A 16,558-nucleotide genomic window follows, 5' to 3' on the forward strand; every position below is an offset into this window, starting at 1 on the left:
TAAACAACATATAATGGAGAGGTAACAAAAATGAATGTATTAGTAATTAACTGTGGAAGTTCATCATTAAAGTTTCAATTAATCAATTCAGAATCAGAGCAGGTACTTGCAAAGGGACTCTGCGAAAGAATCGGAATTGACGGAAGTCTTACTTATCAGCCGGCCGGCGGTGAGAAAGTAAAATCTGAAAAGGCTATGCCAACACATACAGAAGCAATTCAGTTTGTAATTGATGCGCTGACGGATGCTGAGACAGGCGTTGTTAAGAGTCTGGATGAGATCGGTGCAGTCGGACACCGTGTCGTACATGGCGGAGAAAAGTTTGCACAGTCTGTTGTAATCACAGAAGAAGTAAAGAAAGCAATCGAAGAGTGTAATGACCTTGCACCGCTTCACAATCCTGCAAACTTGATCGGTATCAATGCATGCCAGGAATTAATGCCGGGTACACCGATGGTTGCTGTATTTGATACTGCTTTCCATCAGACAATGCCTGAAAAAGCGTATATGTATGGACTTCCTTACGAATACTATGATAAATACAAAGTAAGACGTTATGGTTTCCACGGAACCAGCCACAGCTTTGTATCCAAGAGAGCAGCTGAGCTTGCAGGAAAACCGTATGATCAGCTGAAAACAATTGTATGTCATCTTGGAAACGGAGCAAGCATCTGTGCTGTAGAGAATGGAAAATCTGTAGATACCTCCATGGGTCTTACACCTCTGGAAGGTCTGGTAATGGGAACACGTTCCGGAGACATTGATCCGGCAATTCTTGAGTTCATTGCAAAGAAAGAGGATCTTGATATTGCAGGTCTTATGACAATGCTGAACAAGAAATCCGGTGTGTATGGACTTTCCAATAACTTATCCAGTGATTTCCGTGATCTGGATGCGGCTGCGGCAGAAGGAAACAAAGAAGCAGAAATTGCCCTGGATGTATTCTGCTATCGTGTTGCAAAATACGTAGGAAGCTATGTGGCAGCAATGAACGGTGTAGATGTGATCGCATTTACAGCTGGTATCGGTGAGAATGCCGGAAACGTTCGCGAGAAAGTAGTAGAATATCTTGGATATCTCGGTATCGAACTGAACAAAGAAGCAAATGGTGTTCGTGGAGAAGAAATTACTATCTCTACTCCGGATTCCAAGGTAACTGTAATGGTAATTCCTACAAATGAGGAATTAGCAATTGCACGCGAAACAGTTGCATTAGTTTAGAAGATTTTTGTTGACAAAATCATAATACGTGATATAATAGTCTAGTGTGTGAATAGGAGTAATTAGATATGATATTAAACCTATCCGACGTTCTGTCTGAACAGCATAAAGTGATCGAGGAGTCTGTTCCCGTTGAAATGACAAGTTTTCAGTCAGAGATGGGAAAGTTTGAGATTATCAAAAAGACACCGCTTACATTACGGATTGAATATGCGGGGGATAAAAAGCTGAAAGTCTTTGGACAGGCCGGGATTACGGCAGTTGCACCATGCGACAGATGTCTTACAGATGTAGAAGTTTATGTCCCGCTCAAGTTTGAGCATGAGGTAAGCGTGGATCCTGATGCTTTAGAGCAGGCAGATGAATTAGACGAGAATAACTATATTGACGGATATAGCTTCAACGTAGAGCAATTGATCTACAACGAGTTATTGGTAGGGTGGCCGACGAAGATTCTATGCAGCGATGACTGTAAAGGTATTTGCAATGTATGTGGTCAGAACCTGAACGAAGGTACCTGTAACTGTGAAGATACGGGGCTCGACCCTAGAATGTCAGTTATCCGCGATGTATTTAAGAATTTTAAGGAGGTGTAACCTATGTCAATTTGTCCAAAGAATAAATCTTCAAAAGCAAGAAGAGACAAAAGAAGAGCAAACTGGAAAATGAGCGCACCAAACCTGGTAAAATGCAGCAAATGTGGTGAATTAATGATGCCTCACAGAGTTTGCAAAGCCTGCGGTTCTTACAACAAAAAAGAAATCATCCCACAGGACTAATTATGAAAATGTATTAAGAATAAGACCTGCCGAATGTTGGCGGGTCTTATTTTTTTTAAAGATATTGATTTTTGAGTTGATGTCTAGTAGAATGAACCTAGTAATGCTAGGAGGAATTAAGATGTCAGAAATTACAAAAATAGCATTGGACGCTATGGGCGGTGACAACGCTCCGGGCGAGATGGTAAAGGGCGCGATCGATGCACTTGGCCGCGAAAAAGATATCAAAGTATTTTTGATTGGTAAGGAAGAAGTCGTAAATGCAGAACTGAGTCAATATACTTATGATAAAGAAAGAATTGAAGTGGTGAATGCAACGGAAGTGATTGAAACTGCGGAGCCTCCGGTGAATGCCATCCGGAAAAAGAAAGATTCATCGATTGTAGTCGGAATGAAGATGGTAAAGGAAGGGCGGGCGGATGCATTCGTATCTGCAGGAAGTTCCGGAGCCATTCTGGTTGGAGGTCAGGTCATTGTCGGAAGAATCAAGGGGGTGGAGAGACCACCGCTTGCACCGCTGATCCCTACAGAGAAAGGTGTCAGTCTTCTGATCGACTGCGGAGCCAACGTAGATGCGAGACCTTCACATCTGGTACAGTTTGCAAAGATGGGGTCCATATATATGGAACATGTACTTGGCATTCAGAACCCGAAGGTTGGAATTGTCAATATCGGGGCAGAAGAAGAGAAAGGAAATGCACTGGTGAAAGAGACATTTCCGCTTCTTAAAGAAGAAAAAGATATCAACTTTATCGGAAGTGTAGAGGCAAGAGAGATTCCGCATGGGCAGGCAGATGTTGTAGTCTGTGAAGCTTTTGCCGGAAATATCATTTTGAAATTATACGAAGGTGTCGGATCTGTATTGATCAGTAAAGTAAAATCCGGACTGATGACCAGTCTTCGCAGCAAGATCGGTGCACTTCTGATCAAGCCGGCTCTTCGGTCTACGCTGAAGTCTTTTGATGCAAGCGAATACGGCGGCGCACCTCTGCTTGGTCTGAATGGCCTGGTCGTAAAGACACACGGAAGTGCAAAAGCAAAAGAAGTAACCAATACGCTGATTCAGTGTGTGACATTCAAAAAACAGAAAATCAATGAAAAAATCAGAGAGAGTATTCAAGCGGAAGTAAAATCTGCTGAATAATATATTACTAACTATGAGAAAAGGAGAACGGGTTATGGAACTGGAAAAATTAAAGGAAATCATTGCAGATGTATTGAATGTGGATGCAGATGATATTACAGAGGACACAACATTTGTGGATGATCTGGGAGCTGACTCTCTGGACATCTTCCAGATTATTATGGGAATAGAAGAAACATTTGACATTGAAATTGATAATGACGATGCAGAAAATATTGCAACAGTAGGGGATGCTGTTGAACAGATCAAGAACGCAACAAATAACTAGGCAAAATACAAAGAAGAACGAAAGAGCCCGGTTGGGCTTTTTCGCTTTTCTGATTGTATAAGAAAGGCAAAACATGTAGATGGTGCATGGTATGGGAAAAGACTTAAAAATATTAGAAAAAAAAATCGGATATAAATTTCAGGATTTTCACTTACTCAAAAAAGCAATGATACACAGTTCATATGCAAATGAGATGCATCTTCCTAAGTATGAGTGCAATGAACGTCTGGAATTTCTGGGAGATGCTGTACTGGAATTGGTATCCAGTGAATTTTTATTTTATGATGATCATAAGATGCCGGAAGGAGAGCTTACAAAGACGCGGGCAAGTATGGTGTGTGAGCCGGCGCTGGCTTTTTGTGCCCGGGATCTTGAACTGGGCGGATATCTACTGCTCGGAAAGGGAGAAGAAGCAACCGGAGGACGTAAGAGAGAGTCGATTACATCAGATGCAATGGAAGCGCTGATCGGCGCAATATATATTGACGGTGGTTTTGCTAGTGCAAAAGAGTTTATTCATCGATTCATACTGCAGGATCTGGAAAATAAAAAGCTCTTTTACGATAGCAAGACTATCTTGCAGGAGATTGTTCAGGCACATTTCAAGGAGACAATCTCATACCGTCTGACGGGTGAAGAAGGACCGGATCACAACAAGTCTTTCCATGTGGCAGTGTTTATTGGAGAGACGGAATACGGAGTCGGTACCGGACGTACGAAAAAAGCGGCAGAACAGGATGCGGCATATCAGAGCATTTTGAAGCTGCATGCGCAGAATATAAAGTAGGTGTAGAATGTATTTAAAAAGCATAGAAGTGCAGGGATTTAAATCATTTGCCCATAAGATAAAATTCGACTTTCATAATGGAATTACCGGGATTGTGGGACCAAACGGAAGTGGAAAAAGTAATGTGGCAGATGCGGTAAGATGGGTACTGGGAGAACAGAGAATCAAGCAGTTAAGAGGCGGATCCATGCAGGATGTTATCTTCTCGGGGACGGAGAACCGTAAGCCTTTAAGCTATGCTTCTGTAGCGATTACTCTGGATAATTCTGATCACAAACTTCCGATTGAGTATGAAGAAGTTACGGTAGCGAGAAAGCTTTATCGTTCCGGGGAGAGTGAATATCTAATCAATGGAAGCCCCTGCAGATTAAAAGATGTAAATGAACTGTTCTATGATACGGGAATCGGAAAAGAAGGATACTCTATCATCGGACAGGGACAGATTGATAAGATCTTAAGTGGTAAACCGGAAGAACGCCGGGAGTTATTCGATGAGGCTGCCGGTATTGTGAAGTTCAAGCGCCGGAAGAGCATGTCTGTGAAAAAACTGGAAGAAGAGAGACAGAATCTTCTTCGTGTCAATGATATTCTGGCAGAGCTTGAAAAACAGGTCGGACCTCTGGAGCGGCAGGCAGAGACTGCAAAGGAATATCTTAAGAAAAAAGAGCAGCTGAAAACTTATGATATCAACATGTTCCTTCTGGAAACAGAAAGAATTCAGGATCAGATCCGAAGTGCAGAAGAGAAGCTTGACATCACCAAACAGGAACTGGCGGATACCAGTCGCCAATATGATGATATGAAAGCCGAATATGAGGCAATTGAAGAACAGGTTGACAGTATTGATGCGCTGATCGAAAAGTCAAAAAGTCAGCTCAATGAGACCACGATTTTAAAACAGCAGCTTCAGAATCAGATCGAACTTCTGAAAGAGCAGATTCACAGTTCCCGCATGAATGATGAACATTATGACCAGCGTGCGAGAACCATTGATTCTGAGATACGCGTGAGGGAAGGCCAGCTCGATAACCTGCAGGGTGAACAGAGAACGATCCGCAGGAAGATGGAAGAACATCTTCAGAAAGAGAATCAGGCGAAGGAAGCGTTGATTGATGTACAAACTAGGATTGCAGGTATTACAGATTCCGTCGATCAGAAAAAGAATGACATCATGGAAATTCTGAATAATCGGGCTTCTACCAAGGCAAAGATTCAGAAATATGATACCATGCTGGAGCAGATTCAGGTTCGTCGGGCACAGATCAGCCGTCAGATCATCGAAACTGAAAGTGATGCAGACAGGGAGAATGAAGAACTGACAAGATATCGTCAGGAATTAAAGGAAGTGTCTTCCAGAATCATCGCATTAACAGAACAGAATTCACAGTATGAAGAGAAGATAAAGAAACTGCAGGAGATCATATCTAAGCAGACAGAGCAGTTCCGTCTGGGGCAGACTGCCTATCACAGGGAGCAGTCCAGACTGGATTCGCTGAAGAACATCACCGAGCGATATGACGGATACGGAAACAGTATCCGCAAGGTCATGGATAATAAAGACCGTGAAAAAGGTCTTCTGGGTGTTGTTGCTGATATTATAAAAGTTTCCAGAGAGTATGAGATTGCAGTTGAGACCGCTTTGGGCGGAAATATACAGAATATTGTAACCGCGGATGAAGATACCGCTAAACGTATGATTCAGTTTCTGAAGAAGAATAAATATGGACGTGCGACATTCCTTCCGCTGACATCCATCCGGGCGAATGCCGGAATCAGTCATCCGGAAGCTTTGAAAGAGACCGGAGTGATCGGAGCCGCCAATCAGCTGGTAAAAGTCGAAGAAAAGTATCAGATTCTTGCGGATTATCTTCTGGGGCGTACGCTGGTGGTGGATCATATTGATCACGGAACTGCAATTGCAAGAAAATATCATCAGACGATCCGGATTGTAACGCTGGAAGGCGAGCTGATCAACCCGGGCGGTTCCATGACAGGAGGAGCATTTAAAAATACCAGTAACCTTCTGAGCAGACGACGGGAGATTGAGGAGTTTGAAAAAACAGTCCGTAAGCTGAAGCAGGAAATGGATGAGATGGAAGCTTCCACAGAGAAACTTCGGAAAGAGCGTGCAGGGTATTATGAAAAGATAGATGGAATCAGCAGTGAATTACAGAAGGCGTATGTGATTCAGAATACGGCAAAGATGAATGCGGATCAGGCGGAGTCCAGAATCAGAAATGCAAAAGATACAGAGCGGAATCTGAAAGAAGAAGATGAAAAACTGATTGCGCAGATTGCCGATATCATGGATAATCAGGAATCGATCAATGTAGAACTGGATACTTCGGAAAGTCTTGAGAAGGAACTGACGAAAAAGATTCAGGATGAGCAGAAACTGCTGGATGCAGAGCACGAGGAAGAAACAAAACGGATAAAAGCGGCAGAAGAGATTCATCTGATCTACGCGAATCTGGAACAAAAATATAATTTCGTCGTAGAAAATATGACTCGTATTCGTGAAGAAAATGAGAAGTTTCATGCAGAGCTTGAAAAGCTGGAAGAAAATAAAGGTGATACTTCCAGAGAAATTGAAGAAAAGGAAGCACAGATCGCTGATCTGAGACAGACCATAGAGGATTCCAAAGATCTGTTTGATGAGATTCAGAAGGAGATCGAGAAATCCAGGAGGCAGCGTGAAGAACTGAATAATCAGCATAAAGTGTTCCTGCAAAAGAGAGAGGATCTTGCAAAGCACATGGCAGACCTCGATAAGGAAGCTTATCGTCTGGAAAGTCAGAAGACCGGATATGAGGAGGCCTCTGAAAAGCAGATCAATTATATGTGGGAAGAGTATGAGATCACCTACAATCATGCGAAAGAGCTAAGAGATGTGAATCTGACAGATCTTGCCAAAATGAGAAAACGTATTCAGGAGCTGAAGTCGGAGATACGTTCTCTGGGAAATGTCAATGTGAATGCAATCGAAGAGTATAAACAGGTTTCTGAGCGCTATGAATTTCTGAAAAATCAGCATGACGATCTTGTGGAGGCAGAGACAACACTGGAACAGATTATTGACGAACTTGACGATGCCATGCGCAAACAGTTTAAAGAGCAGTTTGCAATGATTGCAGAGGAGTTTGATGCAGTATTTAAAGAATTATTCGGTGGAGGCAAGGGAACGCTGGAACTGATGGAAGACGAGGATGTTCTGGATGCGGGAATCCGGATCATTGCACAGCCGCCGGGAAAGAAACTTCAGAATATGATGCAGCTCTCGGGAGGCGAAAAAGCACTTACGGCGATTGCCTTATTATTCGCAATTCAGAATCAGAAGCCATCGCCATTCTGTCTCCTGGATGAGATCGAGGCTGCACTGGATGATAATAATGTAGTCAGATTTGCACAGTATCTGCATAAACTGACGAAAAATACACAGTTTATTGTAATTACACACAGGCGCGGTACAATGACCGCGGCAGACAGACTGTATGGTATTACTATGCAGGAGAAAGGCGTGTCAACGCTGGTATCTGTCAGTCTTCTGGAAAATGAACTGGAACAATAGGAGGATGTCATGGCAGAAGAACAAAAAGAAAAGATGGGATTTTTCAGGAAACTGGTATCAGGACTCAGTAAGACAAGAGACAATATCGTTTCCGGAATGGACAGTATCTTTCATGGATTTTCACAGATCGATGATGATTTTTATGAAGAACTGGAAGAAGTTCTGATTATGGGAGATCTGGGAGTACAGGCAACCGATGATATTCTGGAAGATCTGAAGGCAAAGGTAAAAGAACAGCATATCAAAGAACCTGTTCAATGCAGAGAAATCTTGATTGAAAGTATTAAAGAACAGATGGATGTCGGAGAAACGGCATATGAGTTCGAAGAGAAGACGTCAGTGGTTATGGTGATCGGTGTCAACGGCGTTGGAAAGACAACGACGATCGGCAAGCTTGCAGGCAAACTTCGTGCCCAGGGAAAGAAGGTTGTTCTTGCGGCTGCAGATACCTTCCGTGCGGCTGCCGGAGAACAGCTGAAGGAATGGGCACATCGTGCCCAGGCTGATCTGATCGGAGGACAGGAAGGATCCGATCCGGCTTCCGTAGTATTTGATGCAGTGGCATCCGCAAAAGCAAAGCATGCGGACGTACTTCTGATTGATACGGCCGGAAGACTGCATAATAAAAAGAATCTGATGGAAGAACTTAAGAAAATGAATCGGATTATTGACAGAGAATATCCGGATGCACATCGGGAAACATTGGTGGTTCTTGATGCAACTACGGGACAGAATGCACTTCAGCAGGCGAAAGAATTCAATGAAGTGGCTGATATTACAGGAATTGTTCTGACCAAGATGGATGGAACCGCCAAGGGAGGTATTGCTGTCGCAATACAGGCAGAGCTTGGAATCCCTGTAAAATATATCGGTGTAGGTGAAACCATTGATGATCTGCAGAAGTTTGATTCGGATACTTTTGTAAATGCATTATTTAACGTGGAATAAAATGGTATATGATACGAGAAGAGGAGATATGAAGGATGTTGACATTAGAGAAGTTTGAACAGGCAAGTGAAATGGTGAAAAACGTTACACTTCCGACCAAGCTGGTATACAGTGAATATCTGAGCCAGCAGACCGGCGGCAAGATCTATCTGAAGCCGGAAAACATGCAGTATACAGGAGCATATAAAGTAAGAGGATCCTATTATAAGATCAGCACTATGACAGAAGAAGAGAGAGAAAAGGGGCTCATCGCGGCTTCTGCAGGAAATCATGCACAGGGTGTTGCATACGCTGCACAGAAATTCGGATGTAAGGCAACGATTGTTATGCCAACGGTTACTCCGCTGATTAAAGTGAATCGTACGAAGAATTACGGAGCAGAGGTTATTCTCCATGGAGATGTCTATGATGATGCCTGCGCATATGCACAAAAGCTTGCACAAGATAGAGGATGTACTTTTGTGCATCCGTTTGACGATCTGGATATTGCGACGGGACAGGGAACGATCGCAATGGAGATTGTACAGGAACTTCCTACTGTAGACTATATATTTGTACCTGTTGGCGGCGGTGGACTGGTAACAGGTGTATCCACGCTTGCCAAGATGCTGAATCCAAAGATCAAAGTTATAGGAGTGGAACCGGCTGCTGCAGCAAGTATGACAGCGGCTCTTCAGATGGGAGAGCCGGTTACGCTGGAAAGTGCCAATACGATTGCCGATGGTACTGCCGTAAAACGTGTGGGAGAAAAGATCTTTCCGTACGCACAGGAGAACATTGACCAGGTTCTTACGGTAGAGGACGATGAACTGATCGGTGCATTCCTGGATATGGTGGAGAATCATAAGATGGTCGTTGAAAATTCCGGCCTTCTCACGGTTGCCGCTTTGAAACAGATGGATCTGAAAGGAAAAAAGGCAGTCGCTATATTAAGCGGCGGAAATATGGATGTCATCACGATGTCGTCTATTGTTCAGCACGGACTGATTCAGAGAGACCGTATCTTTTCTGTATCCGTACTGCTTCCGGATAAAGCAGGTGAGCTTGTGCGTGTAGCAACAACGATTGCAAATGCAAATGGCAATGTTATTAAACTTGAACATAACCAGTTTGTCAGCACCAATCGTAATGCCGCAGTGGAGCTTCGTATTACAATGGAAGCATTTGGTACGGAGCACAAGCATCAGATCTTAAATGCACTGGAAGAGGGCGGATTCCGTCCGAGAGAAATCGGCGCAAAACTATATTAATAACATATTGACAAAAGGGTCATGATTTTCATCGAGGGTTATGAAAGTCATGACCTCTTTCTATTTTCTGTAAAAAAACGTATTGACACTGAATGTATAATTGTATACAATTATACATGTTTAGTTTAGTGCTTTATCTTACTAAAATATTGGAAAGCGAGCGAGTAAAATGGAAAATAGAAAAGTATATCTGAATGAACATACGAATTTATTACAGCTGGAGGAGCATATGTATCCATTGGTTGATGTGGATACACCAAACGTATTCCGGAATCTTTTTCATTACGATGAGATTCCGAAAATAGCATTTAATGATCGAATTGTACCGCATCACATGCCGGATGAAATATGGATCACGGATACGACATTCCGGGATGGACAGCAGTCACGGGCACCATACAGTACAGAGCAGATTGTAAAAATATATGACTATTTTCATCGTCTTGGAGGCCCGAATGGAAAGATCCGTCAGTGTGAATTTTTCCTGTATAGCAAAAAAGACCGGGATGCAGTATACAAATGTATGGAAAAGGATTATAAATTTCCGGAGATTACTAGCTGGATCCGTGCGAGTAAAAAAGACTTCGATCTGGTAAAAGAGATTGGAATGAAGGAAACGGGTGTGCTGGTCAGCTGTTCGGATTATCACATTTTTTATAAATTAAAAATGACGCGACGTCAGGCAATGGAACACTATCTGTCAATTGTCAGAGAGTGTCTCGAGACTGGAATCAGTCCGAGATGTCATCTGGAAGATATTACAAGATCCGATATCTATGGATTTGTGATTCCGTTCTGTCTGGAACTGATGAGACTGATGGATGAATATAAAATTCCTGTGAAAGTGCGAGTATGTGATACAATGGGTTATGGTGTAAACTATCCGGGTGCAGTGATCCCGAGATCCATTCCGGGAATCATCTACGGAATCCGGGTACATGCGGGAGTACCGAGCGAATTGATTGAATTCCACGGACACAATGATTTTTATAAAGCAGTAAGCAACTCTTCAACTGCGTGGCTGTATGGAGCGAGTGGTGTGAACTGTTCTCTTTTCGGAATCGGAGAGCGCACCGGCAATACTCCATTGGAGGCAATGGTATTTGAGTATGCACAGCTTCGCGGTACGCTGGATGGTATGGATACACGTGTGATCACGGAACTGTCAGAATATTATGAGAAAGAGATTGGATATGAGATCCCGTCAAGGACTCCTTTTGTCGGTAAGAATTTTAATGTTACAAGAGCGGGAATTCATGCGGATGGACTGTTGAAGAATGAAGAGATCTACAATATCTTTGATACAGGCAAGTTTCTGAATCGTCCGCCGCTTGTTGCAGTATCCAATACTTCCGGACTTGCAGGAATCGCACACTGGATTAATTCCTACTTCAGCCTTCCGGAAGAAAAACAGGTGGATAAAAACTCAGAACTTGTAAGCTGTGTAAAAGACTGGGTAGATCAGGAATATGAAGATGGACGAGTTACCGTTTTGACAGACGAAGAACTATTACAGGTGATTGAAGAAAATTGTAAGAAACTGGGAATCAGTCTGGTCAGATAGAGGTGAGAATATGGAGGAATATCGTGACGGATCTTTACGGGGAAAGGTTTTTCAACGATTAAGAGAAGATATTTTAAATGGAGTTTATCAGGAACACGAAGAATTAAGAGAGATTACGATCGGAGAGGAGCTTGGCGTGAGCAGGACTCCGGTCAGAGAAGCACTAAGGCAGCTTGAGCTGGAAGGACTTGTTACGATCATCCCGAATAAAGGGGCTTACGTAACAGGCATCACTGCAAAAGATGTGGAAGATATCTATAAGATTCGTTCCCAGCTGGAGGGATTATGTGCAAGATGGGCTACGAAAAATATTACAGATGAGCAGATAGAAGAACTGGAGGAGATCATACTCCTGTCGGAATATCATTTGCACAAAAAAAGGAATGGACAGGCGGAACAGGTGTCAGAGATGGATGGAAAGTTCCATAAGATCTTGTATGAAGCGTCCGATAGTCGTATACTGGAACATGTGTTAAAAGATTTTCACAAGTATGTACAGATGGCAAGGACGATGTCGGTAGAAGCACCGACACGTGCTCAGCGGTCTATTGAAGAACATCGCGAAATATTAAATGCGATCAGAGCAAAGGATGCAGATCTGGCTGAAAAGCTTGCAAATCAGCATATCATCAATGTTATGAAAAATCTGCATCTGAATGAAATATAGAACTATAAAACCTACGGAAACAGCGACAAAGATTCAAACAGGAGGAAGATGTAAAGATGGCAAAAATTAAGATGACAACACCTATTGTGGAGATGGACGGAGATGAGATGACCAGAATTCTCTGGAAAATGATTAAAGAAAATCTGCTGGAACCATTTGTTGAACTGAATACAGAATACTATGATCTGGGTCTTGAATGCCGTAATGAGACGAATGATCAGGTTACTGTTGATGCGGCAAATGCGACAAAGAAGTATAAAGTTGCCGTAAAATGTGCAACGATCACTCCAAATGCAGCACGTATGACAGAATATAATCTGAAAGAGATGTGGAAGAGTCCGAATGGTACGATCCGTGCGATTCTGGATGGAACGGTATTTCGTGCGCCAATCGTGGTAAAAGGCATTGAACCATGTGTGAAAAACTGGAAGAAACCAATTACGATTGCAAGACATGCGTATGGTGACGTTTATAAAAACACAGAAATGAAGATTCCAGGACCCGGGAAGGTTGAGCTTGTATATACGGCAGAAGATGGAACAAAGACAAGAGAACTGGTACATAACTATGCAGGAGCCGGTGTGGCACAGGGAATACATAATCTGTGCGGTTCCATTGAAAGCTTTGCAAGAAGCTGTTTTAACTATGCGCTGGATACCAGACAGGATCTTTGGTTCGCTACAAAGGATACAATCTCTAAAAAATATGATCATACATTTAAAGATATCTTCCAGGAGATCTATGATGCAGAATATGCTGAAAAGTTCGAAAAGGCAGGTATCGTATACTTTTACACACTGATTGATGATGCGGTAGCCCGTGTCATGAAGTCCGAAGGCGGATATATCTGGGCCTGCAAGAACTATGACGGAGATGTTATGAGTGATATGGTGTCTTCTGCATTTGGTTCACTTGCCATGATGACTTCTGTACTGGTATCACCGGAAGGATATTATGAGTATGAAGCTGCACATGGAACGGTACAGCGCCATTATTATAAGCATCTGAAAGGGGAAGAGACATCAACCAACTCTGTTGCAACAATCTTTGCATGGACAGGTGCGCTGAGAAAACGTGGCGAGCTCGATGGCAATCAGGAATTGATGGAATTTGCCGATAAACTTGAAAAGGCAACGATTGACACGATTGAAGAAGGAAAGATGACAAAAGATCTGGCACTGATTACGACGCTGGAGAATCTAACTGTATTGAACAGTGAGAACTTCATCAAAGCAATTGCGGAAAAATTGCAGTAAATTATGAAATAAACATAATTTGTTATACTGGTTCCCATGAAAGGAGTCGTGTGGTATGAAAAGTAATTGTGAGTCCTGTGCACATTATGAATATGATGAAGATTATGAATGTTACGTCTGTCAGATGGATCTGGATGAGGACGAGCTATATCGGTTTGTGACAAATACATATCGGGATTGTCCGTATTACAGTTATGGAGACGAGTATACGGTGGTCAGGCATCAGATGTAAATTTCAGGGAGCGTTGCTTGTACATGAAAAACCAGGATATCATATTCGGAAAGGTGATATCCTGGTTTTTATAATGTTTCCTTTCTTTATTCTGCAAGTTCTTCCCACTTTTCATATAATTCTGCAAGTTCTTCTGCGATAGAAGCTTTTTCCTTTGCCAGTTCCTGACATTTTACTGAATTCGTAAAGATCTCTTCCTGCATCATTAATTCATCGATTTCGGCATCGCGTTCTTCGAGATCAGAGATGCGGTCTTCCGTCTTTTTCAGTTCATTTTTTCGTTTTCGCTCCCGTGCCTGAGCTTCTTTTTGTTCCTGCCAGCTGAGTTTGGAATCTGTGATGGAATTCGTGGAAGATTTTGCTGCGGAAGAAGCGGCCTTTACACTTCCGGGAATTGGAGCCGAAGCAGTGCTGCCGGCATAGATGGCTGTCAGTTCTTCTTTTTTCTCCAGATAATAATCATAATTACCAATATAATTGACAAATGTCTGGTTTACCAGATCCAGGATCCTTGTTGCGGTCTGATTAATAAAATATCGGTCATGAGAGACATACAATACAGTTCCGGTGTAATCATTTAATGCTTTTTCCAGAATTTCTTTGGAGGTGATATCCAAATGGTTGGTTGGCTCATCAAGGATCAGAAAGTTTGCTTCGGACAGCATCAGTTTCGCAAGTGAAACACGTCCGCGCTCCCCGCCGCTCAGAGAGCTGATCTGTTTGAAGACGTCCTCTCCGGTAAAGAGAAATGCTGCAAGAACATTGCGGATCTGGGTGTTTGTCAGTGTCGGATAGTCATCCGATATCTCATCGAAGATGGTTTTTTCCATATGAAGGACGTGATGTTCCTGGTCATAGTATCCGATTTTTACATTCGTTCCAAGCGAGAAGGTTCCGCTGTCAGCTGAAACTACCTGATTCAGGATTTTCAATAATGTGGTTTTGCCGGTTCCGTTGTCGCCAATGATTGCAACATGTTCTCCGCGTTTTATTTCGAAGCTGATGTCAGAGAATAAGGTCTGCCCCGGAAATGATTTGCTTAAGTGTTCTACCGTTAATACATCGTTTCCACTGACACAGGAAGGCTCCAGTGTCAGATGAATCTCCGTATTCAGCTCCTGGGGCTTCTCTACAGGCTTCATCTTTTCCAGCATTTTTTCGCGACTTTCTGCACGTTTAATGGATTTTTCACGGTTGAAAGAACGAAGTTTTTCGATGACAGCCTCCTGGTGTCTGATTTCCTGCTGCTGGTTCAGATATTCCTTCAGTCGCGCTTCCCGAAGTTTCTTTTTCTTGTCGGCGTAATCGCTGTAATTGCCCTGATAGGTCATCAAAGATCCCTGCTCGATTTCCAGTACCTTTGTGACAACTCTGTTCAGAAAGTACCGGTCATGGGAGACGATCAGAACAGCCCCCGGATAGTTGAGAAGATAAGTCTCAAGCCATGAGATGGAATTCAGATCCAGGTGGTTGGTAGGCTCATCCAGCAGGAGAATATCCGGTTTTGTGAGGAGCAGCTTTCCAAGAGATACGCGTGTTTTCTGTCCGCCGGAAAGTGTGTCAACCGGCTTGGAGAAATCGTTTTCTGTAAAGCCAAGACCCTTAAGAACGCCCGTAATTTCACTTTCATAGGCATATCCGTTGGCGCGTTCGAAAGCGGCAGTCAGGCGGTTGTAAGTGTTCAGACGTGCTTCCAGTTCCGCACCGGAGAGATGTTTTAATTCCAGTTCGATAGAACGAATCTGTTGTTCCATGGAGATGATCTCTGACTTGGCAAGCTTCACTTCCTCATAGATGGTATTGCCGCTTTGCATCTGCTGGTGCTGTGCGAGATAGCCGAGAGTCTTTCCTTTTGTGAGAATGACAGTTCCGCCGTCAGAAGGCAGTTCTCCGACGACCATCTTCAGGAGAGTAGACTTTCCGGCGCCGTTTGGTCCGACCAGTGCAGCCTTTTCATGATCCTCTATGTGAAATGATCCATCGGCGACAATTACGTTTTCACCGAAGGATTTATTGATTCCGTGACATGCTAATATCATGGTATTTCCTCCTTTGCATACGATATAATTATAACGGAAATGGTGTAAATTACAACTATTGTTTGACATTAATCTTCCGATTTTATATAATATCTTTAGACTATAACAGGAAGGTGAATACATTGGAAGGAAGAGAGATATCGCAGGCGGTAATACGAAGGTTGCCAAGGTATTACAGATATTTGGGAGAACTTTTAGAAAATGGAGTAGAACGAATCTCTTCAAATGATCTCAGTAAACGAATGAAAGTGACTGCGTCACAGATTCGTCAGGATCTTAATAATTTCGGAGGATTTGGTCAACAGGGATACGGATATAATGTAAAGTATCTGTACACAGAGATTGGTAAGATTCTCGGACTTGAAGAAGATCACAATATTATTATTATCGGAGCTGGTAATCTGGGGCAGGCACTGGCCAACTATGCAGCATTTGAAAAACGTGGTTTTATATTAAAGGGAATCTTTGATGTGAATCCACGGTTGGAGGGTGTGGCAATCCGGGGCGTTCCGGTACGTATGATGGATGATCTGAAGTCTTTTGTACAGAATAATAATATAGATATTGCTGTTCTTACGATTCCAAAAGAAAAGGCAATTGAGGTTGCGAATATGCTGGTTGAAAACGGGGTACGTGCGATCTGGAATTTTGCACATACAGACCTGAATCTTCCAGAGAATATCATCGTGGAAAATGTGCATTTATCTGAAAGTCTTATGCAGTTATCCTATAATATAAGCCGTTATAACGAAGAACACAAAAAATAAAGATGATGTAGACGTGTAAGGTCCGGCATGTGCAGACATGCCTGTTCTTACACGTTCTTTGATATGGG

Annotated in this window: 15 protein-coding genes; 14 read left to right on the forward strand and 1 reads right to left on the reverse strand. The window is 42.8% G+C overall.

Annotated features, from left to right (window positions below):
* The first annotated feature begins 30 nt into the window (after positions 1-30).
* From ABE547_RS04995 to ABE547_RS05055, 13 genes are all read left to right on the forward strand, one after another.
* Positions 31-1,221, forward strand: coding sequence for an acetate kinase (locus ABE547_RS04995; RefSeq protein ID WP_347377724.1), 1,191 nt, complete (start codon positions 31-33; stop codon positions 1,219-1,221).
* Positions 1,222-1,289: 68 nt separating this feature from the next.
* A complete protein-coding gene (locus tag ABE547_RS05000) occupies positions 1,290-1,817 on the forward strand; it encodes a DUF177 domain-containing protein (protein WP_347377725.1) in 528 nt (175 codons plus the stop codon).
* Positions 1,818-1,820: 3 nt separating this feature from the next.
* Positions 1,821-2,000, forward strand: a complete 180-nt coding sequence (gene rpmF / locus ABE547_RS05005; protein WP_004606185.1) for a 50S ribosomal protein L32 — start codon at positions 1,821-1,823, stop codon at positions 1,998-2,000.
* Between the two features lie 121 nt (positions 2,001-2,121).
* Positions 2,122-3,144 carry a phosphate acyltransferase PlsX gene (plsX, locus tag ABE547_RS05010; RefSeq protein WP_347377726.1) on the forward strand — a complete coding sequence of 341 codons (1,023 nt, stop codon included), beginning with the start codon at positions 2,122-2,124 and terminating at the stop codon, positions 3,142-3,144.
* Between the two features lie 34 nt (positions 3,145-3,178).
* Positions 3,179-3,412, forward strand: coding sequence for an acyl carrier protein (gene acpP, locus ABE547_RS05015; RefSeq protein WP_235248213.1), 234 nt, complete (start codon positions 3,179-3,181; stop codon positions 3,410-3,412).
* A 91-nt stretch (positions 3,413-3,503) separates the two neighbouring features.
* Positions 3,504-4,199, forward strand: coding sequence for a ribonuclease III (rnc, locus tag ABE547_RS05020; protein WP_347377727.1), 696 nt, complete (start codon positions 3,504-3,506; stop codon positions 4,197-4,199).
* 7 nt (positions 4,200-4,206) lie between these two features.
* Positions 4,207-7,767 (forward strand): chromosome segregation protein SMC, encoded by a 3,561-nt coding sequence (gene smc / locus ABE547_RS05025; RefSeq protein ID WP_347377728.1) that lies wholly within the window; start codon positions 4,207-4,209, stop codon positions 7,765-7,767.
* Positions 7,768-7,776: 9 nt separating this feature from the next.
* Positions 7,777-8,715 (forward strand): signal recognition particle-docking protein FtsY, encoded by a 939-nt coding sequence (ftsY, locus tag ABE547_RS05030; RefSeq protein WP_347377729.1) that lies wholly within the window; start codon positions 7,777-7,779, stop codon positions 8,713-8,715.
* A 35-nt stretch (positions 8,716-8,750) separates the two neighbouring features.
* Entirely contained in the window at positions 8,751-9,965 is a 1,215-nt protein-coding gene (ilvA, locus tag ABE547_RS05035; RefSeq protein WP_347377730.1) for a threonine ammonia-lyase, read from the forward strand.
* Positions 9,966-10,134: 169 nt separating this feature from the next.
* Entirely contained in the window at positions 10,135-11,529 is a 1,395-nt protein-coding gene (locus ABE547_RS05040; protein WP_347377731.1) for a 2-isopropylmalate synthase, read from the forward strand.
* 10 nt (positions 11,530-11,539) lie between these two features.
* Positions 11,540-12,196: a GntR family transcriptional regulator gene (locus tag ABE547_RS05045; RefSeq protein ID WP_347377732.1), complete on the forward strand. Its 657-nt coding sequence runs from the start codon at positions 11,540-11,542 to the stop codon at positions 12,194-12,196.
* Between the two features lie 56 nt (positions 12,197-12,252).
* A complete protein-coding gene (locus ABE547_RS05050) occupies positions 12,253-13,452 on the forward strand; it encodes an NADP-dependent isocitrate dehydrogenase (RefSeq protein ID WP_347377733.1) in 1,200 nt (399 codons plus the stop codon).
* A gap of 55 nt (positions 13,453-13,507) precedes the next feature.
* On the forward strand, positions 13,508-13,684 hold the full coding sequence (locus ABE547_RS05055; RefSeq protein ID WP_347377734.1) for a DUF6472 family protein: 177 nt from the start codon (positions 13,508-13,510) through the stop codon (positions 13,682-13,684).
* Between the two features lie 86 nt (positions 13,685-13,770).
* Here the strand turns inward: ABE547_RS05055 and ABE547_RS05060 are convergent, their stop codons facing one another.
* Positions 13,771-15,723: an ABC-F family ATP-binding cassette domain-containing protein gene (locus ABE547_RS05060; RefSeq protein ID WP_347377735.1), complete on the reverse strand. Its 1,953-nt coding sequence runs from the start codon at positions 15,721-15,723 to the stop codon at positions 13,771-13,773.
* A gap of 122 nt (positions 15,724-15,845) precedes the next feature.
* Here ABE547_RS05060 and ABE547_RS05065 point away from each other — a divergent pair, with 122 nt between their 5' ends.
* Positions 15,846-16,490 carry a redox-sensing transcriptional repressor Rex gene (locus tag ABE547_RS05065; RefSeq protein WP_235248225.1) on the forward strand — a complete coding sequence of 215 codons (645 nt, stop codon included), beginning with the start codon at positions 15,846-15,848 and terminating at the stop codon, positions 16,488-16,490.
* Positions 16,491-16,558 lie beyond the last annotated feature (68 nt).

This window comes from Dorea sp. YH-dor226, assembly GCF_039832105.1.
Taxonomy (GTDB): domain Bacteria; phylum Bacillota; class Clostridia; order Lachnospirales; family Lachnospiraceae; genus Dorea_A.

Bases quoted from the DNA above. Each gene is read 5' to 3' on its own strand.
- ABE547_RS04995 (WP_347377724.1), top strand. From the start codon at position 31: ATGAATGTATTAGTAATTAACTGTGGAAGTTCATCATTAAAGTTTCAA.
- ABE547_RS05000 (WP_347377725.1), top strand. From the start codon at position 1,290: ATGATATTAAACCTATCCGACGTTCTGTCTGAACAGCATAAAGTGATC.
- rpmF (WP_004606185.1), top strand. From the start codon at position 1,821: ATGTCAATTTGTCCAAAGAATAAATCTTCAAAAGCAAGAAGAGACAAA.
- plsX (WP_347377726.1), top strand. From the start codon at position 2,122: ATGTCAGAAATTACAAAAATAGCATTGGACGCTATGGGCGGTGACAAC.
- acpP (WP_235248213.1), top strand. From the start codon at position 3,179: ATGGAACTGGAAAAATTAAAGGAAATCATTGCAGATGTATTGAATGTG.
- rnc (WP_347377727.1), top strand. From the start codon at position 3,504: ATGGGAAAAGACTTAAAAATATTAGAAAAAAAAATCGGATATAAATTT.
- smc (WP_347377728.1), top strand. From the start codon at position 4,207: ATGTATTTAAAAAGCATAGAAGTGCAGGGATTTAAATCATTTGCCCAT.
- ftsY (WP_347377729.1), top strand. From the start codon at position 7,777: ATGGCAGAAGAACAAAAAGAAAAGATGGGATTTTTCAGGAAACTGGTA.
- ilvA (WP_347377730.1), top strand. From the start codon at position 8,751: ATGTTGACATTAGAGAAGTTTGAACAGGCAAGTGAAATGGTGAAAAAC.
- ABE547_RS05040 (WP_347377731.1), top strand. From the start codon at position 10,135: ATGGAAAATAGAAAAGTATATCTGAATGAACATACGAATTTATTACAG.
- ABE547_RS05045 (WP_347377732.1), top strand. From the start codon at position 11,540: ATGGAGGAATATCGTGACGGATCTTTACGGGGAAAGGTTTTTCAACGA.
- ABE547_RS05050 (WP_347377733.1), top strand. From the start codon at position 12,253: ATGGCAAAAATTAAGATGACAACACCTATTGTGGAGATGGACGGAGAT.
- ABE547_RS05055 (WP_347377734.1), top strand. From the start codon at position 13,508: ATGAAAAGTAATTGTGAGTCCTGTGCACATTATGAATATGATGAAGAT.
- ABE547_RS05060 (WP_347377735.1), bottom strand. From the start codon at position 15,723: ATGATATTAGCATGTCACGGAATCAATAAATCCTTCGGTGAAAACGTA.